General features: G+C 60.1%; 22 protein-coding genes. 17 read left to right on the plus strand and 5 right to left on the minus strand.

What is annotated here, in order from left to right; all coding sequences use genetic code 11:
- Window positions 1-2: 2 nt before the first annotated feature.
- Both glgX and CHU71_RS04875 read right to left on the minus strand, forming a co-directional pair.
- Window positions 3-2,222, minus strand: a complete 2,220-nt coding sequence (gene glgX / locus CHU71_RS04870) for a glycogen debranching protein GlgX (protein ID WP_239298198.1) — start codon at window positions 2,220-2,222, stop codon at window positions 3-5.
- A 99-nt stretch (window positions 2,223-2,321) separates the two neighbouring features.
- Window positions 2,322-2,861: a TetR family transcriptional regulator gene (locus CHU71_RS04875; RefSeq protein WP_046645243.1), complete on the minus strand. Its 540-nt coding sequence runs from the start codon at window positions 2,859-2,861 to the stop codon at window positions 2,322-2,324.
- Between the two features lie 358 nt (window positions 2,862-3,219).
- On the opposite strand from CHU71_RS04875, the gene CHU71_RS04880 reads away from it, so the two are divergent.
- On the plus strand, window positions 3,220-3,951 hold the full coding sequence (locus tag CHU71_RS04880) for a hypothetical protein (RefSeq protein ID WP_255456395.1): 732 nt from the start codon (window positions 3,220-3,222) through the stop codon (window positions 3,949-3,951).
- A 70-nt stretch (window positions 3,952-4,021) separates the two neighbouring features.
- Entirely contained in the window at window positions 4,022-4,576 is a 555-nt protein-coding gene (locus CHU71_RS04885; protein ID WP_236251960.1) for a hypothetical protein, read from the plus strand.
- Window positions 4,577-4,766: 190 nt separating this feature from the next.
- Here CHU71_RS04885 and CHU71_RS04890 read toward each other — a convergent pair whose 3' ends face one another.
- On the minus strand, window positions 4,767-5,714 hold the full coding sequence (locus CHU71_RS04890; protein ID WP_255456396.1) for a YbjN domain-containing protein: 948 nt from the start codon (window positions 5,712-5,714) through the stop codon (window positions 4,767-4,769).
- Between the two features lie 219 nt (window positions 5,715-5,933).
- On the opposite strand from CHU71_RS04890, the gene hisD reads away from it, so the two are divergent.
- From hisD to CHU71_RS04960, 15 genes are all read left to right on the plus strand, one after another.
- Entirely contained in the window at window positions 5,934-7,259 is a 1,326-nt protein-coding gene (gene hisD, locus CHU71_RS04895) for a histidinol dehydrogenase (RefSeq protein ID WP_147760361.1), read from the plus strand.
- Window positions 7,260-7,263: 4 nt separating this feature from the next.
- Entirely contained in the window at window positions 7,264-8,394 is a 1,131-nt protein-coding gene (locus tag CHU71_RS04900; RefSeq protein WP_147760362.1) for a histidinol-phosphate transaminase, read from the plus strand.
- Complete coding sequence (gene hisB, locus CHU71_RS04905) at window positions 8,394-8,996, plus strand: imidazoleglycerol-phosphate dehydratase HisB (protein ID WP_147760363.1); 603 nt, start codon at window positions 8,394-8,396, stop codon at window positions 8,994-8,996. Before CHU71_RS04900 ends, hisB begins: the two co-directional genes overlap by 1 nt.
- A 14-nt stretch (window positions 8,997-9,010) precedes the next feature.
- Window positions 9,011-9,169 carry a hypothetical protein gene (locus tag CHU71_RS12810; protein ID WP_046645250.1) on the plus strand — a complete coding sequence of 53 codons (159 nt, stop codon included), beginning with the start codon at window positions 9,011-9,013 and terminating at the stop codon, window positions 9,167-9,169.
- A 50-nt stretch (window positions 9,170-9,219) separates the two neighbouring features.
- A complete protein-coding gene (locus CHU71_RS04910; protein ID WP_147760532.1) occupies window positions 9,220-10,410 on the plus strand; it encodes an MFS transporter in 1,191 nt (396 codons plus the stop codon).
- A 3-nt stretch (window positions 10,411-10,413) separates the two neighbouring features.
- Window positions 10,414-11,049: an imidazole glycerol phosphate synthase subunit HisH gene (hisH, locus tag CHU71_RS04915; RefSeq protein WP_147760364.1), complete on the plus strand. Its 636-nt coding sequence runs from the start codon at window positions 10,414-10,416 to the stop codon at window positions 11,047-11,049.
- A 15-nt stretch (window positions 11,050-11,064) separates the two neighbouring features.
- The gene (gene priA, locus CHU71_RS04920; protein ID WP_147760365.1) at window positions 11,065-11,847 is read left to right on the plus strand and encodes a bifunctional 1-(5-phosphoribosyl)-5-((5-phosphoribosylamino)methylideneamino)imidazole-4-carboxamide isomerase/phosphoribosylanthranilate isomerase PriA; all 783 of its coding nucleotides are present in this window, start codon (window positions 11,065-11,067) and stop codon (window positions 11,845-11,847) included.
- Between the two features lie 3 nt (window positions 11,848-11,850).
- Window positions 11,851-12,612: an inositol monophosphatase family protein gene (locus CHU71_RS04925; protein ID WP_005528804.1), complete on the plus strand. Its 762-nt coding sequence runs from the start codon at window positions 11,851-11,853 to the stop codon at window positions 12,610-12,612.
- Between the two features lie 36 nt (window positions 12,613-12,648).
- Window positions 12,649-13,413, plus strand: a complete 765-nt coding sequence (hisF, locus tag CHU71_RS04930) for an imidazole glycerol phosphate synthase subunit HisF (protein WP_049062408.1) — start codon at window positions 12,649-12,651, stop codon at window positions 13,411-13,413.
- The gene (hisI, locus tag CHU71_RS04935) at window positions 13,410-13,772 is read left to right on the plus strand and encodes a phosphoribosyl-AMP cyclohydrolase (protein WP_147760366.1); all 363 of its coding nucleotides are present in this window, start codon (window positions 13,410-13,412) and stop codon (window positions 13,770-13,772) included. The genes hisF and hisI overlap by 4 nt, the downstream gene beginning before the upstream one ends.
- The gene (locus tag CHU71_RS04940; RefSeq protein WP_147760367.1) at window positions 13,773-14,405 is read left to right on the plus strand and encodes a TIGR02234 family membrane protein; all 633 of its coding nucleotides are present in this window, start codon (window positions 13,773-13,775) and stop codon (window positions 14,403-14,405) included.
- Between the two features lie 70 nt (window positions 14,406-14,475).
- Window positions 14,476-15,306 carry an indole-3-glycerol-phosphate synthase gene (locus CHU71_RS04945; RefSeq protein WP_147760368.1) on the plus strand — a complete coding sequence of 277 codons (831 nt, stop codon included), beginning with the start codon at window positions 14,476-14,478 and terminating at the stop codon, window positions 15,304-15,306.
- A gap of 29 nt (window positions 15,307-15,335) precedes the next feature.
- The gene (gene lgt, locus CHU71_RS04950) at window positions 15,336-16,223 is read left to right on the plus strand and encodes a prolipoprotein diacylglyceryl transferase (RefSeq protein ID WP_147760369.1); all 888 of its coding nucleotides are present in this window, start codon (window positions 15,336-15,338) and stop codon (window positions 16,221-16,223) included.
- Window positions 16,224-16,442: 219 nt separating this feature from the next.
- Entirely contained in the window at window positions 16,443-17,855 is a 1,413-nt protein-coding gene (pyk, locus tag CHU71_RS04955; RefSeq protein ID WP_046645399.1) for a pyruvate kinase, read from the plus strand.
- Between the two features lie 168 nt (window positions 17,856-18,023).
- Window positions 18,024-19,061, plus strand: a complete 1,038-nt coding sequence (locus CHU71_RS04960) for an HNH endonuclease signature motif containing protein (protein ID WP_147760370.1) — start codon at window positions 18,024-18,026, stop codon at window positions 19,059-19,061.
- A 67-nt stretch (window positions 19,062-19,128) separates the two neighbouring features.
- Here CHU71_RS04960 and CHU71_RS04965 read toward each other — a convergent pair whose 3' ends face one another.
- Both CHU71_RS04965 and CHU71_RS04970 read right to left on the minus strand, forming a co-directional pair.
- The gene (locus tag CHU71_RS04965) at window positions 19,129-21,516 is read right to left on the minus strand and encodes a glycogen/starch/alpha-glucan phosphorylase (RefSeq protein WP_147760371.1); all 2,388 of its coding nucleotides are present in this window, start codon (window positions 21,514-21,516) and stop codon (window positions 19,129-19,131) included.
- An 87-nt stretch (window positions 21,517-21,603) separates the two neighbouring features.
- The gene (locus CHU71_RS04970) at window positions 21,604-22,806 is read right to left on the minus strand and encodes an amidohydrolase (protein ID WP_147760372.1); all 1,203 of its coding nucleotides are present in this window, start codon (window positions 22,804-22,806) and stop codon (window positions 21,604-21,606) included.
- Window positions 22,807-22,840 lie beyond the last annotated feature (34 nt).

The following is a 22,840-nucleotide window of genomic DNA, read 5'->3' on the forward strand; positions in this document are numbered from 1 at the left end:
TCTTAAGCGTCGAAGACTGGTGGCTCTTCTTGGCGAAGGATCAGCGTCGAGCGCGGTTGAACTGTGATCGTACCCTCCGCATCAATGTAGGTTTCCTCCGCGGGGTATCCGCCGGAATCGGCAGTATCGACGATGAGACGCCAGCGTGCACCCAAGTCTTTGGTGGGCAGGGTGAACTCAATGTCACCGTGGTGGGCATTGAAGATCATGATGAAGGAATCATCGGTGATGCGCTCGCCGCGGGCAGTGGTCTCAGTAATCGCGTTGCCATTGAGGTAAACCATCAGCGCGCGGCCAAAGTCATGGTCCCAGTCATTCTGCGTCATGAGCTTACCGGAAGGAACGAGCCAGGCGATGTCGCGATCCTGCACGTCCGAGCCCAGCGGGCCACCGGCCAAGAAGCGTTCACGGCGGAATACCGGATGCTCGCGGCGAATGCTGAGTACGCGCTTGGTAAACCCAAGCATTGTGGCGCTCTTTTCCTCATCCAACAAGGACCAGTCCATCCAGGAGGTTTCATTGTCCTGGCAGTAGACGTTGTTGTTTCCGTCCTGGGTGCGGCCAAATTCGTCGCCGTGGCACAGCATCGGTGTGCCCTGGGACAGGAGCAACGTGGTCAGGAAGTTGCGTACCTGGCGTCGACGCAGTGCCTTGACTTCTTGGTCATCCGTGGGGCCTTCAACGCCGTGGTTCCACGAACGGTTGTGAGACTCGCCGTCGCGGTTGTCCTCACCGTTAGCGGAGTTGTGCTTCTCGTTGTACGAGACTAAGTCACGCAGCGTAAAGCCATCGTGTGCGGTGATGAAGTTGATCGACGCGGTTGGGCGACGGCCGTTGTTGGCGTACAGGTCGGAAGAGCCGGTGATGCGGGACGCAAACTCACCCAGCGTGGCGGGCTCGCCACGCCAGAAGTCGCGGACCGTGTCGCGGTACTTGCCGTTCCATTCGCTCCAGATCGGTGGGAAGTTGCCCACTTGGTAGCCATTATGGCCCACATCCCACGGCTCAGCGATGAGTTTGACCTGGCTGACCACGGGATCTTGCTGTACCAAGTCGAAGAAGGTGGCGAGCTTGTCGACGTCGTCAAGCTCACGCGCCAGCGTCGACGCCAAGTCGAAGCGGAAACCGTCGACGTGCATCTCCGTGACCCAGTAGCGCAGGGAGTCCATGATGAGCTGCAGGGAGTGAGGGTGGCGCACGTTCAAGGAGTTACCCGTGCCGGTGTAGTCCATGTAGTGGCGCTTGTTGTCATCCACCAAGCGGTAATAAGCGTGGTTATCGATGCCGCGGAAAGCAATTGTTGGGCCCAAGTGGTTTCCTTCGGCGGTGTGGTTATACACCACGTCGAGGATGACCTCGATGCCTTCCTCGTGGAATGCGCGGACCATGGCCTTGAACTCGGCGACCGCCTCGCCTGGCTTCTTGGCATGGGCGTAGTCCAGGTGCGGTGCGAAGAAACCGAAGGTGTTGTAGCCCCAGTAGTTGCGCAGGCCGAGATTGCGCAGGCGGTCATCCTGCAGGAACTGGTGCACCGGCATCAACTCCACTGCGGTAACGCCGAGTTCTTTGAAGTAGTTGATGATGGCTGGGTGCGCCATACCTGCGTAGGTACCGCGGAGCTCTTCTGGTACGTTCGGGTGGGTCATCGTCATGCCCTTGACATGGGTTTCGTAGATGACCGTTTCATTGTCTGGAGTGCGCGGACGACGGTCACCCGCCCAATCGAAGAATGGATTGATGACCACGGAAAGCATGGTGTGGCCGAGGGAGTCTTCCTCGTTGCGGCCAGTGCCTGGTTCTTCGGCATGGATGTCGTAGGAGTAGAGGGAAGCATCACCGTCGAAGTCGCCATCGAAAGCGCGCGCATAAGGATCCACAAGGAGTTTGTTGGGGTCACAGCGCAGGCCATTGTCTGGATCATATGGACCGTAGACACGGTAGCCATAACGCTGGCCGGGTCCGACGTTTGGCAAATATGCGTGCCAGACGTGAGCATTGACTTCGGTTAGCTCAACGCGTTCTTCGGAGCCATCGCGATCAATGAGGCACAATTCAATCCGCTCTGCGATTTCAGAGAAGATGGCGAAGTTGGTGCCAGAGCCGTCAAAGGTTGAACCCAGTGGGGCAGCTTTACCGGGCCATGCTTGAGTCGGGGAAATTGCATCAGCCGTGGTGTCAGCGTTGGACGAGGCTTCAACCGGGGAAACAGAGGTTTCAGTCATGCATTAGAGCCTAATGAATCAAGCGGACACGGTCGTGGCGTGAACGGATTTAGCGGCAAACCCGCACGAAAAGCGGGTAAGGGGGAGCAAAGTGGAGGATTAAAATGGGGCGCGGAGGCCTTTGACGATAATTTCCACGCCCCGCCGAATGTCAGGGACATGGTCGATTGTTTGACCTTCGCCTGCGGTGGCCAACAACTGTTGTTGGGATTGTTCCATCTGCGTAGCTCCTAGCACCAAATGCGCGATTGCTAAGGCTGCGGCATGAATGCTGTCATCTGAAACCGTTTGGTCGCTGATCGAATCAAACGATGCTGACAGCTTGTCGATGAGGGTGTCCCATGCGTGAGAATCGGGGAAAGCCAAACCCGCACTTGCTACTTCAGCGCCGTCCCTCCAGCTAATCAGGGTGGCATGCAGGTTCATGGCAAAATCAACTGGGTTGGAACCCTCGACTGGGGAGAGGATCTCCTCTGCCATGCCTGCGATGAGGGCTTGTTTGTTGGCAACGTGCCAATACAGCGCACCGGGGGCAACGCCCAACGTGGTGGAAACTCGGCGCATCGTTACGTCTGCAAGCCCGTAGGAATTGAGGAGCTCAAGGGCTGTGAACAAAATGCGGTCTCGGTGTAGTTGCACGGTGACATCTTACCTATTTAAATCTTGGGTTTTGGTTATTCCAGATAGAAAGCGCTTGTGCCGACGTCGAATCTAGGGGTTGGCCCGCAAGGTTGATAGGACGTGAAATGCGGGGTGATTACTGGAGGTAACTCGACGAACTCGATGATGGGACTAACGTTTGACAGTGATCTCCAAGAAGCGACAAAGTTTCACAGACTTCTTTAAGGTTGCCGCCATGTAATATTCACCGTCGACTTGTTAGTATTGACCAGAACCAAAACTTGCTTGGACACTTGAACACAAGGTCTATCATCACGTCGTGTTGAGGCACGTTGTGATGAATCGAGCAAAGCCGTATATCTCAGGAGCCCAACCCTTGTCTTTTCTAACCCCTGCGAAGAAGTCCCTCGTTGCCGTAGCAATGGTGCTGCCGATGGCACTGGTAGCGTGTGGAAGCGACGATGAAGCGAACAACGCTCAGTCTGACGATAAGAAAACATCCGCAGCCCCATCCACAAAGTCCAAAGCTTCTGAGAGCGCAGACAAGTCGGCTGCGCCAAGCAAGGACGCTAAGGCTAGCGATGAGAAGGATGCAAACAAGGAAAAGAAGGACGCGGACGCCGCTGCTGCTCCAGAGACTTTGGTGAACCCTTTTGAAGGCGGCGCTAACCCGCTCGAGAACGCTGCTCCGGTACCACCGGTTCAGGGCGAGCCAGCAAGCCAGGCTGATGTCGATGGCATTAACCAGCTGGTCCGTGGTTTGTACGAAACCACCACGATGCGTCAGTTCTTTAAGTACATGCCGGATCACACCTGCTCTGCAGTGCTGAATGCTCAGGGAGCTGAGATGGCCAACATGGACTACAACCAGATTCCGGACGTTCCAATGAACGACTTGAAGAACATGCTCGCTGCTTCTGGCCAGGATACAAGCCAGCTCAATGGCTTCGATTGGAATGCTGTTGGTGTGGAATCCATTAACGATGTTGTGGTCAATGGCGATGACGCCTCTGCAACGGTGAACGTCAAGACTAACCAGGGCGTGGACAGCTCTACCATGCGCTTCCGTCGCGAGGGTGGTAACTGGACTTTCTGCGGCGAGGTTTAAGTTTTAAAGCTAAGTATCGAAGTCCTTTAGAAAAAGGGGGAGTGCTCCGGCACTTCCTCTTTTGGTTTTCATGTCTCGCGTCTACAGTCAGGCCTCGTCACGTATGGTGTCCCATCCTCAGATTTCAATCCCGCGCCCTTTCGGCTTTGGTGCGGGGCTGCTAGCTCTAATTCTCGTCGTCTACTCCGCGGTTGGGGCTCTGTGGGGTCTGTGGCGCCCCACATTGTCTGGGCGTCGAGTTGAAGGCGGCGGTTATGCAATCGAGAACGTCGCGGACGTGCAGTTCTCATCATTTATCGTATACGTGCTGCTCGTAGGGTTTCTGGGGCTTGTCTTTGGCATGATTTCTTATATGCGGGGCGAAGCATACCGTGGGGTTGGGCAGCTACTATGGGTGGGCATCTCCTGTTTGGCGGGTGCCGCTGCACTCTATGTGGTGGGTGGTGTCACGGCACAGGCTGCGCCGGAAAATCCTGGGGAGTTAGTCGAGTTTGTTCCCAAGTTCACGCCGGGGGTGGCCTGGATAGTTTCGCCGTTTATGGCTGTCTTTGCCTATTGGTCGGCGGTGTTCGTGGACGTTCCAACGTCAGCCGGGTCCGGGAAGGCCGCTTCGGTGGAAAGCTGATTTCGGGGTCAATTATTTAAGAGCGTAGGGTCGGAAGTTCCTGCTGCTATCCTGCGCTTTTGGGTTTTGACAGCCTTTTGCAGAATGAGACACTTGCCAAGACAGGTAAGTACGCAAGCGTGGAATAAAACCTAGTTCGAATCCCCGTATTCGTGCATGCCGGGGCCCTCGTGGGGCCCTAGCTTACGTTTTAAGGCCATTCGACAGGAGAATTGCCCACCGACTCCCGCGAAATGTCATCGATTCCGTGCAAGATGTGCTTGATGCCTCGTCCTAAGGTGGTGAGCATCTGCGCGTCGCTCATTCCGCCACCGGTCATGACCGCGTAGTCCAAGCGGACCTGCAAGCCATCGGAGTTTGAGTGGCAAAATGCCGCCGCCGAGTGGTTGGCGCGATTCCAATCATTGCAGGTCAGGAATATGCGGGTGAAGTCTTCCCCGCGGAAATTCGGATCCCAGTGGCCTTTGATAATGAAACTCGGCCCCACGTCGACTACGAATGCGAACAAAACGTCGTTAATCCACGCGTAGATGGACTGCGAAGAATCGGTTTGAAAGCGGTTTATCCCGAGCTTGCGCAGAATCTCCTCAATTCGTTCCACGTCGACCGGACGAACCGTATCTGATTCCTCGTCCGTATGGTCCATCTCTAACGACGTAATCGACAGTGAGGGTGGTGCCTGCCGGAGGGAAGGGAAGGCGTCGCCAAGCGCTTCTAAAAACAGCTCCGAATTACGCAATGCCGGGGTCAAGGTAGCCTCTAGCTGTTCGGTGGTGGGGGAGTCTTGGACCACCAAGAACGTGTGGCCCCACACTGTCACTGCGGTGGGGTCGTCATAGTCGAGCACTATGCGTGGGGAAATGCAGTCATGGTTCCAGTCGTTGGCGAATTCGCCTGCTGCGGAGACCTCCGCGAAGCTCAGGTGGCCGCTCGGTGTCGTATAAAACCGCAACACCGGTTCGCCCTCCGGATCCATGCATACACGGGTCTCTCCCAGCGTGGAATGGGGGAAAATGAGTAACTCATCGCTGACGTGAATGCAATGGATGCCGTTGGTTGCCGCAATGCGTGCAACGCTCATGAGCAACAGCTCGCCCGGAGAAGGGCTCAGTTCGGATTCCGGATCGAATTCGTCCATGCGCGAGCCCTGCCTTCCTTAATCTACGTACCGATGATGCGTGGATATGGTGCTGCTTAATTCTATTACCTAAACATGGCCCCGCGCTGCGAATTTGGCGTTAGTATATTGGTTTGGCTATAGAAAAAGTCCAAGAAGTTGTGGCCTACAATGAGGCCACAGTGGTCCCCTAATTGGCCAGCGGAATCTAGAAAACCAACCGAAAAGGAAGATTCAAGCATGTTGCACACCATCGACCTCCGCGGAAAGCAGCTCACGGCATCCCAGTTGCGTCGTGTCCTTCCGCGCGGAGGTGCAGACGTTGCCGCCTATGTGGATAAGGTTGCTCCGATGGTCCATGCGGTCCGTGACGGTGGCGCTGGTGCCGCACTTGGCTTCGGCGAGCAATTCGACGGCGTGCGCCCCGCAACGGTGCGTGTGCCTGCTGAGGAATTGGCCAAGGCAGCAACGGAACTCGACGACAAGGTACGCGCAGCAATCGAAGAATCCATCAAGCGCGTTCGTAAGGTGCACGCCGAACAAAAGCCTAGCTCGCACACCACGACGCTTGCCCCAGGCGCCACGGTCACCGAGGTGTTCCAGCCCATCGAACGCGTGGGTCTATACGTGCCGGGCGGCAAGGCGGTGTACCCATCCTCTGTCATCATGAACACGGTTCCAGCCCAGGAGGCCGGTGCTTCCGCGCTGGTAGTGGCGTCGCCGCCGCAGGAGGAGTTCGGCGGTCTGCCGCACCCCACCGTTCTTGCAACCTGCCACATGCTCGGCGTTGACGAGGTGTGGGCCGTCGGCGGTAGCCAGGCAGTGGCACTTTTGGCCTACGGCGACGACGAACCCGAAACGGGCGAGGCCGCGTTGGAGCCGGTGGACATCATCACTGGTCCGGGCAACATCTTCGTCACGGCCGCCAAGCGCCTAGTGCGCGGCGTGGTGGGAACGGACTCCGAGGCGGGCCCCACGGAGATTGCCATCTTGGCGGATTCCACGGCGAACCCTATCTACGTGGCCTATGACCTTATCTCCCAGGCAGAACACGATCCGCTGGCGGCGAGCGTGCTCATTACGGATGACGCGAATTTCGCTGCGCTTGTCGACGCCGAGGTTGCCGCACGTTTCGAGGTCACCCGCAACGCCGATCGTGTGCGGGAGGCTCTCGAAGGTGAGCAGTCCGGAATTATCTTGGTAGATGACCTCGAGGCAGGCATTGCCGTAGCGGATGCCTACGCCGCAGAGCACCTAGAAATCCACACCACGAATGCCCGTGAGGTAGCCGAGCGCATCAAACACGCCGGCGCCATCTTTGTGGGTGATTACTCGCCGGTGCCGCTGGGCGACTACTCGGCGGGCTCTAACCACGTGTTGCCGACTTCCGGCACCGCGCGCTTTAGCGCGGGCCTGTCCACCCACACTTTCTTGCGCCCGGTCAACCTCATCGAGTATGACCGCGCTGCGCTGGAAGATATTTCCGCTAACGTCATTGCTTTTGCTGACGCCGAGGCGCTTCCCGCTCACGGCGAATCCATCGCAGCCCGTTTTAAGGAGAACTAGAACCATGGCTGAACTCAACGATCTTCCGCTGCGCGAAGAACTGCGCGGAAAGTCCGCCTACGGTGCTCCGCAGCTGCGGGTCGACAACCAGCTCAATACCAACGAGAACCCTTATCCACCGAGCGAGGCGCTGGTCAACGACTTGGTGCGCACCATTGAGAAGCAGGCGACGAGCCTCAACCGCTACCCAGAGCGTGACGCGGTAGAGCTGCGCACGGCGCTTGCTGAATACATCACCAAGCAGACCGGCGTGCGCGTGGGCGTGGAAAACCTGTGGGCCGCCAATGGCTCCAACGAGGTTTTGCAACAACTGCTGCAGGCATTCGGCGGCCCAGGCCGCAAGGCATTGGGCTTTACCCCGAGCTACTCCATGCACCCCATTCTGTGTGCGGGCACCCAGACGGAGTTCATCGCGTGCCCACGCGGTGAGGACTTCTGCATCGATGAGTCCGCTGCGCTCGCAGCCATTGCGGAGCACCAGCCTGACGTCGTCTTCGTGACCACGCCCAACAATCCTACTGGCGACGTCACCCCAATCGAGCTCGTGGAGAAGATCATCCAGGCCGCTCCCGGAATCGTGATCCTGGACGAGGCTTACATGGAATTCTCCGACTCGCCCTCGGCCACCACACTGCTGCAGAAGTACCCCACCAAGCTCGTGGTCTCCCGCACCATGTCCAAGGCCTTCGACTTCGCAGGTGGCCGCTTGGGCTATTTCGTGGCTGACCCAGCCTTCGTCGAGGCAGTCATGCTCGTGCGTCTTCCGTACCACCTGTCGGTTCTGTCGCAGGCGGCCGCCACCGTCGCTCTGCGCCACAGCGAGGACACGCTTGCCACAGTGGCCAAGCTGGCGACTGAGCGTGACAGGGTCGTCGCCAAGCTGCAGGAGCTCGGCTACTTTGTCGTGCCCAGCGAGTCCAACTTCGTATTCTTCGGGCGCTTTGTAGACCAGCACACGGTGTGGGAGCAGTTCTTGGAGCGTCAGGTGCTCATTCGCGACGTCGGCCAAGCGGGCTTCCTGCGCACCACCATTGGCCTGCCGGAGGAAAACGACGCCTTCCTTGCCGCCGCCGAAGAGCTTGCCGGTAAAGTATTGAACGCTTCTACACCGGCTGAATGCGAAGGAGACAAGTAATGGCAGATCGCATCGGCACCGCCGAACGCGTGACCTCGGAAGCCCAGATCCAAATCGAGATCAATCTCGATGGCTCCGGCAAATCAGATATCAGCACTGGACTGCCGTTCTTTGACCACATGCTGGGCGCGTTTTGCACGCACGGCAGCTTCGACCTGAAAATTCACGCCCAAGGCGATATCGAGATCGACGCTCACCACACGGTCGAGGACACCGCGATTGTGCTGGGACGCGCTATTGCCGACGCCCTCGGCGACAAGGCCGGCATCCGCCGTTTCGGTTCCCAGTTGCTGCCGATGGACGAGACCCTCGTCGAGGCTGTCATCGACATCTCTGGCCGCCCGTACTTTGTCATGAACGGCGAGCCGGAGAACATGAAGTGGCAGGTCATCGGTGGCCACTACGCCACCGTGATTAACCGCCACTTCTTCGAGACCTTGGCTACCCATTCCGCGACCACGCTGCACCTCAACGTGCGCTACGGACGCGACCCCCACCACATCACCGAAGCGGAGTACAAGGCCGTGGCCCGCGCGCTGCGCCAGGCCGTGGAGTCTGACCCGCGCGTGAAGGGAATTCCTTCCACGAAGGGAGCGCTCTGATTTCTGGCAACATCATGATCCTGATCCTGTTCCTCGTGGCGGGTCTGCTCTTTGGCGGCGCATGGTCGGCGTACCAGCAGGGTTCTAAGTTCTTTACGCTTGTCGCAGCTGTTCTCGGGGCGGTCTCCGCAGCGGCGGCTTTAGCGTGGATGTTTGGGGTGATGGGGCAGTGAGCCGTAAGGCACAGGCGTCCGTGTGGTCGGTACCTGGATACGCAGCCACGATGGTGGCTGTGGCGGCGGCCTTTGGCGCGTGGTCGATCCTCTTGCCAGTAGTTCCCCTCGCGGTTCTTGACTCCGGCGGCTCGGCCACCCTCGCTGGCTCGTCCACGGGTGCCTTCATGGCTACGACGGTCATGACACAGATCGCGACCCCGCGAATGCTGCGCAGCTTTGGTTATCGTCCGGTGATGGCTGCGGCCGCACTCCTGCTTGGCGTGCCCGCCTTCGGCCACCTCCTCGGTAACGAGGCCTGGGTGGTGCTGCTTTTCTCCGCGCTGCGCGGAATTGGCTTCGGCGCGCTGACTGTGGCCGAAAACGCGCTCATTGCGGAGATCACCCCGCCCCGCCTGCTCGGCAAGGCCACCGGCATGATCGGCGTATTCATCGGCTTCTCGCAGATGCTGTTCCTGCCCGCTGGTATCGCCATGGGGCAGGCGTGGGGATTCGGTACCGTCTACATCACTGCTGGAATTATCGGCATCGTGGGCTTTCTCATGTGCTTGCGGGTGCCGCGGCTGAAGGCGGCGCGGCCAAGCGCGGCGCCGCAGCAATACGCGGTGGCGCCGATGTGGAAACTCGTCGCCGTGCCAGCGCTCGCGTTGACCACCTTCTCCATGAGCTACGGCGTGGTGTCCACGTTCATCGCTCCGGCCGCCCGTGAACTGGACCCGGTGAAAGGCGCGGCCGTCGGCGGGCTCCTGCTGTCTGTCGTGGGTGCTGCAGCGATGGTGCTGCGCTACTTGGCGGGTGTGGTCGCTGATCGACTCGGCAGGCCCGGAACCCTCTATATTCCGGCGCAGGTCGCTGCGGCGCTGGGCGTGGGGCTTATCGCGCTGACGCTGGCACAGGGCTGGTCCCTGTGGCTGCTTGTGCTTGGCGCGGTGATTTATGGTGGTTCCTTCGGCATCGCGCAAAACGAGGCACTGCTGTCCATGTTTAACCGCGTGCCGCGCGAAAAGATTTCCGAGGCCTCCGCCGTGTGGAACATCTTCTACGACGCCGGCACCGGCCTAGGTTCCACCGTCTTGGGCGCCATCGTCGCAGGCTCCGGCTATAGCGGCGCCTTCGGGGTGGGCGCGGCGATTATCGCGGGCGGACTGCTGCTCACTGTCACAGATATGGTGCTGGGCAAGACCCGCGTGAGCGAAACTCACGATATCCAAACACGGTTGAGAAGGTTGCGTAAGGTATAGCCCATGACACGGAAGAATGTTGTTCTGCTGGACTACGGTGCAGGTAACCTGCGTTCCGCGCAGCGCGCGCTGGAGCACGCGGGGGCCGAGGTCACCGTGACTGCAGACCCAAAAGTTGCCGTGGAGGCAGACGGCCTCGTGGTGCCCGGAGTCGGCGCTTTCGCCGCCTGCATGGAAGGGCTGAAGAAGGCACAGGGTCCGCGCATCATCGGCCAGCGCCTGGCGGGCGGCCGGCCGGTACTAGGTATCTGCGTGGGAATGCAGGTGCTTTTCGACGCCGGTAACGAGCATGGTATTGAAACCGCCGGCTGTGGCGAGTGGCCAGGCCGAATGGAGAAGCTGCAGGCAGACGTGCTGCCGCACATGGGCTGGAACGTCGTGGAGATTCCGGAGGGCTCCCAGATGTTCGCCGGTATTGACCCGCACGAACGCTTCTACTTCGTGCATTCTTATGGCGCGCGTTCGTGGGAGCTGAGCACCGAAATTACCGAGCCGCCCAAGGTTGCCTGGGCCGAGCACGGGGGCGACCGCTTCGTGGCCGCAGCAGAAAACGGCGCGTTGTGGGCTACCCAGTTTCATCCGGAGAAGTCCGGGGAAGTAGGGGCCCGTTTGTTACGCAACTGGATGAACACGCTTTAAATAGGATTTGAAACTATGAGCTTTACTTTGTTGCCCGCTGTCGACGTCGTCGATGGCCAAGCCGTCCGCCTAGATAAGGGCGAAGCCGGAACCGAGAAGTCCTATGGCGCACCCTGCGAAGCTGCGGAGAAGTGGCAGGCGCAGGGCGCGGAGTGGCTGCACTTCGTGGACCTGGACGCAGCGTTTAACCGCGGCTCTAACTACGAGCTGATGGCTGAGATTACCTCCTCGCTTGATATTCAGGTCGAGCTCACCGGCGGCATCCGTGACGACGAGTCGCTGGCCCGCGTGCTGGCTACCGGCGCACGCCGCGTCAACATCGGTACTGCGGCGCTGGAGAATCCGGAGTGGATCGAAAAGGTGTTGGCAGAGCACGGCGACAAGATAGCCGTTGACCTCGCCGTGCGTTTGGAGGATGGCGAATGGCGTACCCGCGGCAACGGCTGGGTGTCCGACGGTGGCGACCTCTGGGAGGTGCTCGAGCGCCTCGACGCTGCGGGCTGCACGCGCTTTGTGGTCACTGACGTGTCCAAGGACGGCACACTGGAAGGCCCTAACGTTCAGCTGCTGCGCGAGGTCGCCGCGGCTACCGACGCCAAGGTAACGGCGTCGGGCGGCATTTCTACCCTCGATGACCTTCGCGAGCTCGCACTTTATGAGAACCAGGGCATCGACTCCGCGATTATCGGCAAGGCGCTCTACGAGGGTCGGTTTAGCCTCGAGGAAGCCTTGGCCGCCGTGGCCGAGGTGGAACCGCTGCCGGAAGAAGACTACATTGACCCCATCGAGGAGCGCTAAGCCATGACCCAACCCCGTGAGCTGGTGGCCTTTGCCGAGGCGGCCGTTGACCAAGTAGAGGAGCTTTTCCGCTCCGGCTTAGGCGCGCCGCCTGCCCATTTTAAGGGCGAAGGCGACTTTGCCACCGAGGTAGACCTGCAGATTGAGCAACAACTGCGCTTGCACCTCACGCAGCTCACGGGCATTGAGGTCTATGGCGAGGAATCCACGAGCTTCGGCGGTGATGATGCGGCAGAGTTTGGTTCCACCATGTGGGTCGTCGACCCCATCGACGGTACGGCCAACTACTCCGCGGGCAATCCGCTGTGCGGCATCTTGGTCAGCCTCATCCACGAGGGCGCGCCCGTCGTGGCGGTCGCGGACTTCCCGCTGCTGGGGCGCCGACTCGTGGCGGCCGACGGCATGCAGCTGCGCTCCATCGGTGGCCCCGCTACCGGCTTCGACGAGGCCCGCGGCCACGTCGGCTGCTCCTCGCACTTGCCCACGGACATCTTCCACGAGATCCGCGAGACCGGCCTGCGCCCGCGCATGACCGGATCTGTGGGCGTGGACTCCGCGTTTGTGGCCCAAGGAGTGTTTGACGGCGTGGTCAACTTCTCGCCGCACCCGTGGGACAACGCTGCGGGTGCCCTGCTCATCAAGGCAGCTGGTGGTATCGCCACCGATCCCGAAGGCAACGAGTGGACTCCGTCCTCCCGCGGCCTTGTGGCTGGCACCCCGCAGGTGCATGCCGCGCTCCTCGACATCGTGGCTCGCCACCGCTAGCTTAACTTTCCAATTTTTATCTTTTAGGAGGACGCAATGGCGCTGGCCGTGCGTGTTATTCCTTGTCTTGACGTAGACAATGGCCGCGTCGTCAAAGGCGTGAACTTCGAGAACCTGCGCGATGCAGGCGACCCAGTCGAGCTTGCTGCTCGCTACGACGAGCTCGGAGCAGACGAGCTGACCTTCCTCGATGTCTCCGCGTCGAAGGATGGGCGCGGAACGATGATCGACGTCGTCAAGCGCACTGCGGATCAGGTCTTCATCCCGCTGACCGTGGGCGGCGGCGTGCGCTCCGTGAGCGACGTACGCGAGCTCCTGCGCGCCGGGGCGGATAAGGTTTCCGTGAATTCTTCCGCGATTGCGCGCCCGGAGTTGCTCCGCGAGCTTGCCGACGTCTTCGGTTCCCAATGCATCGTCCTTTCCGTCGACGCCCGCCGGTGTGCTGAGCAGCCTTCCGGCTTCGAGGTCACTACGCACGGCGGCACGAAGTCGGCGGGCCTTGACGCTATCGAATGGGCTGTGCGCGGTGCGGAGCTGGGAGTGGGGGAGATCCTCCTCAACTCCATGGACGGCGACGGCACCAAAGCCGGCTTCGATATCGAGCTCATTGAAAAGGTGCGCGCGGCGGTGAACATCCCTGTGATTGCCTCCGGCGGGGCGGGCAAGGCGGAGCACTTCCCGCCGGCCGTAGCCGCGGGTGCCGACGCAGTACTGGCCGCCTCCATCTTCCACTTCGGTGAGGTCTCGATCGCGGAGGTCAAGGACGCGCTTGCCGAGGCCTCTTACGAGGTGCGCCAGTGAGCAGCCCCGCAGACTACGAACTCGCCCCTTCCATCGCGGCGCTCCTTAAGCGCAACGAGGCCGGTCTGGTGCCCGCCATCGCGCAATCCGAGCAGGGCGAGGTCCTCATGATGGCGTGGATGGATGACCACGCGCTGGCCCACACCCTGGCCACGCGCAAGGGCACGTATTATTCGCGCTCGCGCCGGTCCTACTGGATTAAGGGCGAGACTTCGGGGCATACCCAAGAGGTCCTCGGCGCCCGTCTGGATTGCGATGGCGACACCATCCTGATTACAGTTCGCCAAGAAGGCGCGGCCTGCCACACGGGGGACCGCACCTGCTTTGATTCTCATGACCTTTTGGGAGGCGCTTTTTAGATGGCACGCCGTATTGGCCCGCTCCTTATCGCAGTTGGAGCAATCCTGTTGTGGCTTTCATCTCGCATGACCTGGGCCATCGCGTCAGTGGAGGACGATAAATCCGGCTTCAGCATCGTGGACATGATCGGCTCCTTCTGGTCGCTGGAGCTTATCGCGTTGACCTTGGTGCTCCTCGTGGGCGCTGTCGCGGGTGCTGCGCTGCGTCGTACAGCGCGCCGCGTGGTGGCTGCTGTATGCGCCGTCGCGGCCGCTGCCGTGGCATGGAACCCAGTGTCGTTGCTGACCTACGGCGCGGACGCCGCCCGCGCCCAGGAACTCCTGCGTGCCGGCTCCTCCGACGAAAATGCCGTCAACGGCGCACACATCTCGGACTGGGCTATCGTGATTGGCACCGAGGTCTCCAAGGGCGGGCCGGTCATCGCGATTATCGGCGCGGCAGTGGCCCTGTTTGGAGCGGTCCTCCTGGTGCGTAAGCCGGGCGTCGATAAGCCGCGCTCCACCAAGTACGAAACCCCCGCCGCCCGCCAGGAGATGATCGCCGAGGAACTGGAAACCACCACCGACTCCGGCCGCGTGATGTGGGACGCCCTCGACAATGACATTGATCCCACGGATGTAAAACGGGACTAGATTTTAGATTCGAGGTGTTGACGCGATAGCCTAAGTGTGATCTAAAACGCCCTTATGGAGGGAGGTGCTGATGTCCACACCTATCGCGGTAGACCACCTGATAGCAGGTGTGCTTGACGACGTCGCCGTGCGCGAGGCCCGCGTCTCCTTTCAGGATATCAAGGCTCGCTCCCGCTCCATGGAAGAGCCCCGTGACGTACGCGCTGCGCTGTTGCGTAACGGCTGCTCGATCATCACTGAAATCAAACGCGCCATTCCCTATGCGGGCGAAATCGCTCACCTGGACTCGCCGGAATCGGTGGCGGCGATGGCGCGCCAGCTGGCGGATACCGGCGTGCATTTGATGGCGTGTCAGACGGATAGGCGCCGTTTCCATGGTTCTTTGGAAGACATGCGCGCGGCGCGCTCAGCCATTGATATCCCGATGATTTGCCGTGACATCGTGGTGGACCCCTATCAGATTCACGAGGCGCGCTGTTACGGTGCCGACGCCGTGCCGCTGCAGGTGGAGCTTTTGGAACAGGCACGTTTGGAGGCTCTGCTCGACCGCATCGAGTCCTTAGGGATGACGGCCATCTTGGAGGTCCGGTCCTGCGACGAGGTTGACCGCGCTATCAAAGCCGGCGGCAGCGTGGTGGCCATTAATGCGTGGTCGGTGGTCTCGGATGCGATTAACCGCGAGGCCTTTTCGGAGATTGTGCCGGGCCTGCCGGAATCGATTGTCCGCATCGCGATTGGTGGCGTGAATTCGCCGCGCAACGTGCTCTCCTATGCTTCGCAGGGGGCGGATGCGGTGTTGGTTGGCGAGGCGATCATGGCCGCCCAAGACCCAGCGGCTACGGCGCGTTCCTTGGTGGCGGCGGGCCAACACCCGGCGTGTCCCTCGCGCAAGATGGACTAGGCGGCGTCACATAGGGCAAACTATTTAGCGTGCAAATCCTCGCGAACATCCCTTCCCCGCCGCAAGGCGTGTGGCAACTTGGTCCAATCCCGCTGCGTGCGTACGCACTCTGCATCATTGCAGGCATTCTGGTGGCGATGTGGATGACTCACCGGCGCTACGTAGCGCGCGGCGGCAACCCAGATGTGGTGTGGGATGCCGCGATTGTCATCATCCCGGCCGGAATCATCGGCGGGCGTTTGTACCACGTCATCACTGACCACGAGAAGTACTTTTGCGCGGACTGCAACCCGGTCGATGCGCTGAAAGTCACCAACGGCGGACTCGGCATCTGGGGCGCGGTGGCGCTTGGCGTGTTTGCTATCTGGGTCATGTTCAAGGTCAAAAAGGTGCCCATGGCGCCGTTTGCCGACGCCGTCGCCCCCGGCCTCATCCTGGCCCAAGCCATCGGACGCTTGGGTAATTGGTTCAACCAGGAACTCTACGGGCGCCCTACCGACGTTCCGTGGGCACTTGATATCTTCTACCGCGTTAACGAGGCGGGGGAGTACGCACCAGTCTCCGGGCACTCCACGGGCGAGGTTATGACCTCCGTGCATCCGACCTTCCTCTACGAACTGGTGTGGAACGTGCTCGTGTGCCTGTTCCTGTTGTGGGCGCAAAAAGCTTGGAAACTGGGCCATGGTCGTCTCTTTGCCCTCTACGTGGCGGGCTATACGTTGGGCCGCTTCTTCGTGGAGAACATGCGAGCCGACGAGGCCACGTTGGTATTCGGGCTGCGCATCAACGTCATTGTTTCGGTGGTTCTGTTTGTGGTGGCGCTCATTGTGTTCTTCCGTCTGCCGCGCGGGCAGGAAAGTCCGGAGGAGGTCAATCCACGCGGGGATGAGGGGGGCGTCGTCAAGAGCGTCGGCTGAATCACACTAGGAATTTGGCAGCGTTTATGCTTCTTTGACGCGTGGCCATTCTGCCCGCTCACGCCCGTTTATGACCGTTTTAAGGTCCTTTTTACCCGGTTTCCCAAAGATTTTTCTGTGGGCGTGAGGTTTTGTGTTGGCTTTTGCAGTGGCCGTTGAGCGCGAACGCGGGTACGTTGGGTGGCGTTAGCATTTCCGACGTGAATAGGGCTTTCAATGCTGGATAGAAGAACCAAAATCGTTTGTACTCTGGGACCGGCCGTGGCAAGCAAGGACGGAATCCTTGGCCTCGTGCGCGAGGGTATGGACGTAGCACGCCTCAATATGTCCCACGGTGATCACACCGATCACGAAGCCAACTACCGTTGGGTTCGTGAAGCAACGGACGAGACTGGCCGGGCAGTCGGCATCCTCGCCGACCTGCAGGGGCCAAAGATCCGTCTCGGTCGCTTCGTCAATGGCGAAGAGATGTGGGCAGACGGCGAAATCGTCCGCATCACCGTGGATGACGTCGAGGGCACTCACGACCGAGTTTCCACTACTTACAAGAACCTGGCCAACGACGCGAAGCCAGGTGACCGCCTGCTTATCGACGACGGCAAGGTCGCCGTTGTCTGCAAGGAAGTGGACGGCAACGACGTCGTATGCGAGGTCACCGAGGGTGGCCCAGTGTCTAACAACAAGGGTGTTTCCCTGCCAGGCATGGACATTTCCGTGCCTGCCCTGTCCGAGAAGGACATTGCCGACCTGCGCTTCGCCCTGAAGCTGGGCGTCGACATGATTGCGCTTTCCTTCGTGCGCTCGCCAGCTGACGTGGACTTGGTTCACGCCATCATGGATGAGGAAGGCCGTCGCATTCCTGTCATCGCGAAGCTGGAGAAGCCAGAGGCAGTCGATGCTCTGGAGTCCATCGTTCTGGCTTTCGACGCCATCATGATTGCTCGCGGCGACCTCGGCGTTGAGGTTCCGCTCGAGCAGGTTCCGCTCTTCCAGAAGCGCGCTATCCAGATTGCACGCGAGAACGCCAAGCCAGTCATCGTGGCTACCCAGATGCTGGATTCCATGATCAGCAACTTGCGCCCGACCCGTGCCGAGGCTTCCGACGTCGCCAACGCCGTCCTTGATGGCGCCGATGCCGTGATGCTCTCCGGAGAAACTTCCGTTGGTATCGACCCGCAGAACGTCGTCCGCACTATGAGTCGCATTGTCCAGAACGCTGAGTCTGGCGGACAGGTTCCGCCGCTGTCGCACGTTCCACGCACCAAGCGCGGCGTTGTGTCCTACTCTGCTCGCGATATCGCAGAGCGCCTCAACGCGAAGGCAATCGTTGCGTTCACCACCTCCGGTGACACCGCAAAGCGCGTGGCTCGTCTGCACTCCAAGCTACCGCTGCTGGCCTTTACACCGGACCCAGCTGTCCGTTCGCAGCTTGCCCTGACCTGGGGCGCTCAGACTTTCTTGAGCGACGCTGTCGACTCCACTGACGACATGATGGCCACCATCGATCGTTCTCTGCTTGCTATGGAGAACTACAAGGAAGGCGACCTCATCGTGGTTATCGCCGGTACTCCTCCGGGAATCGCTGGCAACACCAACATGATTCAGTGCCACCTGCTTGGTGAGAGCAACTAATTCTCACTCGTTGACTCCCTGCCTCGCGCAGGGGGTTTCGTGGTTTTGGGGATAACTTTGTTGTCGGGTCATCTGAGGCTGTGAAAAAAGCAGATTTTTGCGGGAGTTATCCACAGGCTTAGAAATCGCTCTTGTAGGGGCCTGGGAAATGCTTCTAGCGTGTGAGGTATGAACCTTCAGACGTATTTTCAGGCGCGTGCCCTCGGCGTGGAACTCCTCGCCGAGGCAGCTGCGCTGAGTAAGTCTGACATGGTTTCCATGGGAGCCGCGCCTGACGACGCCGACTTCCTGCTCACCCTCGCAGCGGCTTACTATGGCAAGACACCTTTTAGTCGCAAACAAGCGCAGGCGGTCGCCGGTGCGCGGCGCCAGCGCCATGGTCTCAGCACGCTGGGTCAGATTGAGAAGTATGTCTCGCGGGTGCGCGGCCAGCGACAAGCGTGGGACCTGCGCGTCGAGCTGTGCCAGACTCCGGGCAACCGTATCGACTTTGTCGCCCGCAAGCGACTGCGCGAAATCCTCACCCCACCGCAACCGGCTCCGAAGGTTACACACTCCCGTCACGCCAACGGACTCGGGTCCATCCGCATCACCGACACTGCGCTAACCATTGCCGACTTCCGCGCCCTGCTCCGTCATGCAGAAGGAGAGCTGGAAGGATTCCGGGCTTTGGTCGCAGGAGGAAGCGATAGCGGGGTAGTAAAAGTTCATACCTCGGCGATTGTGTATCTGGACCAGCTCGACCGCATCGTTGACGGCGACGGTGAGGAAGTCACCATCGAGCTCAGCAATGGTGCGGTCATGTCTGGGGCGCAGTACATTCAACGAGCGCTTTCCCACCATGGCGAGGCCGTGCTGGTGCATCCGCTGGAAGGCCCCATAGACGCTTTCCGGACTCAGCGCGTGGCCAACGATAAGCAGCGTGCAATCCTCAAAGCACGCTTCCGCCATTGCGTATGGCCAGGCTGTAAGGTGCCTTTCGACGAATGTCAGATCCACCATATCGAGTCGTGGCGAGGTGGTGGGATGACTAACCTCGACAACCTGGTTCCGTTGTGCGCTTATCACAATGGCCTCAACCAAGACGACCCTGCCGGACCAGCCCACCGCGGACGTATCGGCCGGGTGGGCGGCCGGCTGGCCTGGATATCGCCTAAGTCAGGCAAGCCGGTGTTTATCAAACAAGACCTGCGGCCGCCGCCTTAAGATTCGACCACCACACGCGCAAAAGGCGCTAGGGAAGATCCCTAGCGCCTACTAGTCGTGCCTGCGGTTAGCGGTTAATCGGAGCGGGGTTGAGCTTCCACACTTCGTTGGCGTAGTCGGCAATCGTGCGGTCGGAAGAGAAGCGGCCAGACAGGCAGATGTTGAGCCATGCCTTTTTCGCCCAGTCGAGTGGGGCGGCGACGTAATCATTCGCCATACGGTCGCGTGCTTCGCGGTAGGACTCAAAGTCACCGAGGACGTAGTAGATGTCCTGGGCATGTACTCCCTGGCCGTCGAGAAGCGAAGAGCGCAGGTCCCCAAACATGCCGGAATTCTCGTGGCCCAACGTGCCGTTGTTAAGCGCATCGAGGACACGCTTGAGGCCTCGAACCGTGTTGTACAGCTCGCCTGGGTTGTAAGATTCGCGCAGGGACGGAATCTCCTCGTTGCGTGCGCCGAAGATGTAGGCGTTGTCCTCGCCAACGGCCTCCACGATCTCAACGTTCGCGCCGTCCATCGTGCCCAGCGTCAAAGCACCATTCATCATGAATTTCATGTTGGACGTGCCGGAAGCCTCTTTACCGGCAACGGAAATCTGCTCGGAAACATCCGCCGCTGGGATGATGTGCTCGGCAGGAGAGACGTTGTAGTTCTCTACGAAGACCACGCGAATGATGTCGCGGGTGTCCTCGTCGTTATTCACCAACTCCGCAATGGTGTTGATGAGCTTGATGATTTCCTTGGCGCGCACGTAACCCGGAGCCGCTTTGGCGCCGAAGATGAAGGTACGTTTCGGTACGGATTCGCCGTCTTCCTTGATACGGAAGTACAGGTCCAAGATGTACAGGGCGTTCATGAGCTGGCGCTTGTACTCGTGCAGGCGCTTAATCTGAACGTCGAAAATCGAATCCGGATCTATCTCGGCGCCTTGGTGCTCCTTTACCCACTGGGCGAAGTCCACCTTGTTCTTGTGCTTGATCTCCATGAGCTTGCGCAGAACCTTCTCATTCTCCGCCAACTCAGCCAGCTCAGCGAGCTTGGTGAGGTCAGTGACCCACTCATCCGAGCCGGACTGCTTGGTCAAAAGCTTGGCCAAGCGCGGGTTACACATCTTCAACCAGCGACGCGGGGTAACGCCGTTGGTCTTGTTGTTGAACTTCTTCGGCCACAGCTCGTGCCACTCGGACAGCGTGTCGGCCTTGATGATCTCCGTGTGCAGTGCAGCCACACCATTGATGGAGTACGCGGCGTAGCAGGCAATCCATGCCATGTGCACCTGGCCATTGGACACAGGCGCCATGTAGTCTATGCGCCCTTGATCGAGGCCCCTGGTAGCCATGTCCTCGCGGAAGCGGCGGTCGATTTCCTCCACGAGCTCCCAGATGCGCCAGAAAAGCTTCTGGAAAATGGAGACTTCCCAGCTCTCCAGCGCCTCGGCCAGCACGGTGTGGTTGGTGTAGGCAAAGGTCTCGGTCACGACCTTCCACGCGTCGTCCCACGACAAATCGTGCTCATCAAGCAGCAAACGAAGCAGCTCCGGGATGGCCAGAACCGGGTGGGTGTCATTGAGTTGGATGCTGTTGTACTTAGCGAACCCGCGCAGGTCGGAACCGTGGTGCTCGATGTAGTTATCGATCATCGCCTGCAAGGACGCAGATACGAAGAAGTATTGTTGGCGAACGCGCAGCACCTTGCCCTCGTAGGTGGTGTCGTTGGGGTAGAGCACGCGGCAGATATCCATGACGCGCTCGCGCTCGACAATCGCGTCGGTGAAGCGCTGTGAGTTGAAGGCATCGTAATCGAACTCATCGATCGGCTCAGACTTCCACAAACGCAACGTACCCACGTTGTCGGTGCCGTAGCCAGTGATTGGCATGTCATAAGGAATCGCGCGGACGTCCATGTCGTCGAAGTGAACGCGGCGCTGCTCGGAAGCGCGACGAATCACAAACTCGTAGCCATTTTCCATCCACGCATCTGGCTCCTCTTTCTGGCGGCCATTCTCGAAGGACTGGCGGAACAGACCGTAGCGGTACAACAGGCCATAGCCGGTCACCGGGTAATCCTGCGTGACCGCGGAGTCAAGGAAGCACGCTGCCAGGCGGCCAAGGCCACCGTTGCCGAGGGCCGCATCGTGCTCGGCTTCGAGGACGTTGGAAAGCTCGCGTCCGCCCTGTTTGGCGGCGGCCTTTGCCTCGTCGACGAGGTCCAGGTTCGTGAGGTTATTCAGCAGCGCGCGACCCTGCAGGAACTCGGCGGAGAAGTAGTGCTGCTGGCGGGTAGCGGCATAAGCGGCGCGGGTGGCCTCCCAGTTGTCGGCGATTTGCGCCATGACGGCAGAGGAAAGACCGGACCAGAACTTGCGGTCGGTCGCCGTGGCGGGGCGAACGCCGGCTGCGGAGCGCACGTGCGCAGGAACAGTGGACTGAAAAGCGGAGTGCTTTGGCTGGCTCAATGTTTTACCTATCCCTAAGAAGAAGATTTCCGTGTGTCAGCTTAACGGTATCGGTTCAGTTGCGCTGGCATGCGCTTGGCGACGCCGCTATTTCCCCAAGTAGGCCAGCACCGCCGCGGCAGCTGCGCGGGTACCGGATTGAACGGTGGGGGCATAGTCCGGCAGGAACGTCGACTGGTGGTTGACTGGCGGATTGTCCGCGAATTCTGCGGGCGTGGAGCCGACGAACCAGAAGTAGTAGGGAACTCCCCAAGCCTGCGGCAGATAACAGAAGTCTTCGGATGCAGTGGAAGGGGAGGCGGTGACGGACTGTTCGTCGAAGACGTCGTCGAAGATGCTGCGAACGGTTTCGTGGGTGGCTGGGTCGTTGTCGGTGACCTCGCCGTGGGCGAAGTACTCGAAGGTCGGCGGAGTAGGAGCCCCAGAGGCCTCGCACTCGGCGCGCACCATGCGCTCCAGCGACGCGTAGACGCGGGTGGCGATTTCCGGCTGGTAGTAGCGCGTGTTGAGCACCAGCTCGGCGGTCTCAGGGATGATGTTGTTCTTATCGCCCGAATGCAACTCGCCGACAGAAATAACGAAGAAGTCATGTGGAGCAACCTCGCGGCCCACGATGGCCTGCAGGCGAGTGACGATCATCGCCGCTATATATGTCGGGTCGATGCACTCGTGGGGCATGGATGCATGCGCGGAGCGGCCAAAGACGCGGATGCGGAGCGAATCGCAGCCAGCCATGATGGGTCCAGGACGTGACTGCACGTCGCCCGCTTTACCCGGCATGATGTGCTGGCCCAGGCAGATGTCGGGCTTCGGTACACGGGAGGTCAGTGAGTCGGAAATCATGAACTTTGCGCCCATCGACGACTCCTCCGCCGGTTGGAAAAGCGCGAGGAAGGTGCCGGTCCAGGCGTCGCGGTGGGCGTCGAGAAGCGCACATGCTCCCAGCAGAGTCGTGGTGTGCATGTCGTGGCCGCAGGCGTGCATCTTGCCGTTCGTGGCGGCAAAGTCGACACCCGTTTCCTCCGCGACAGGCAGCCCGTCGAAGTCCGCGCGCATCAGTGCCGTAGGGCCGTCGCCGTTGCGGAAGATCGCGACGATGCCGTGGCCACCGATGGAGTCGACAATCTCGCAGTCGAAAGCGCGCAACTTCTCCAGGATACGGCCCGCGGTTCGTTCCTCTTCGTGGGAGAGCTCGGGATGGCGGTGGAGGTCTTCGTAGAATTCGCGCTGCCAGCTTAGGTCAACGCCACTGGTCGTGAGGAGGTCTGCGATTTTAAGGGAGTCTGCCATAGCTAATCTTCTTCTAGTTTGGGTAGGGTTACCT

Source organism: Corynebacterium sp. LK14 (assembly GCF_008042215.1).
Taxonomy (GTDB): Bacteria; Actinomycetota; Actinomycetes; order Mycobacteriales; family Mycobacteriaceae; genus Corynebacterium; species Corynebacterium striatum.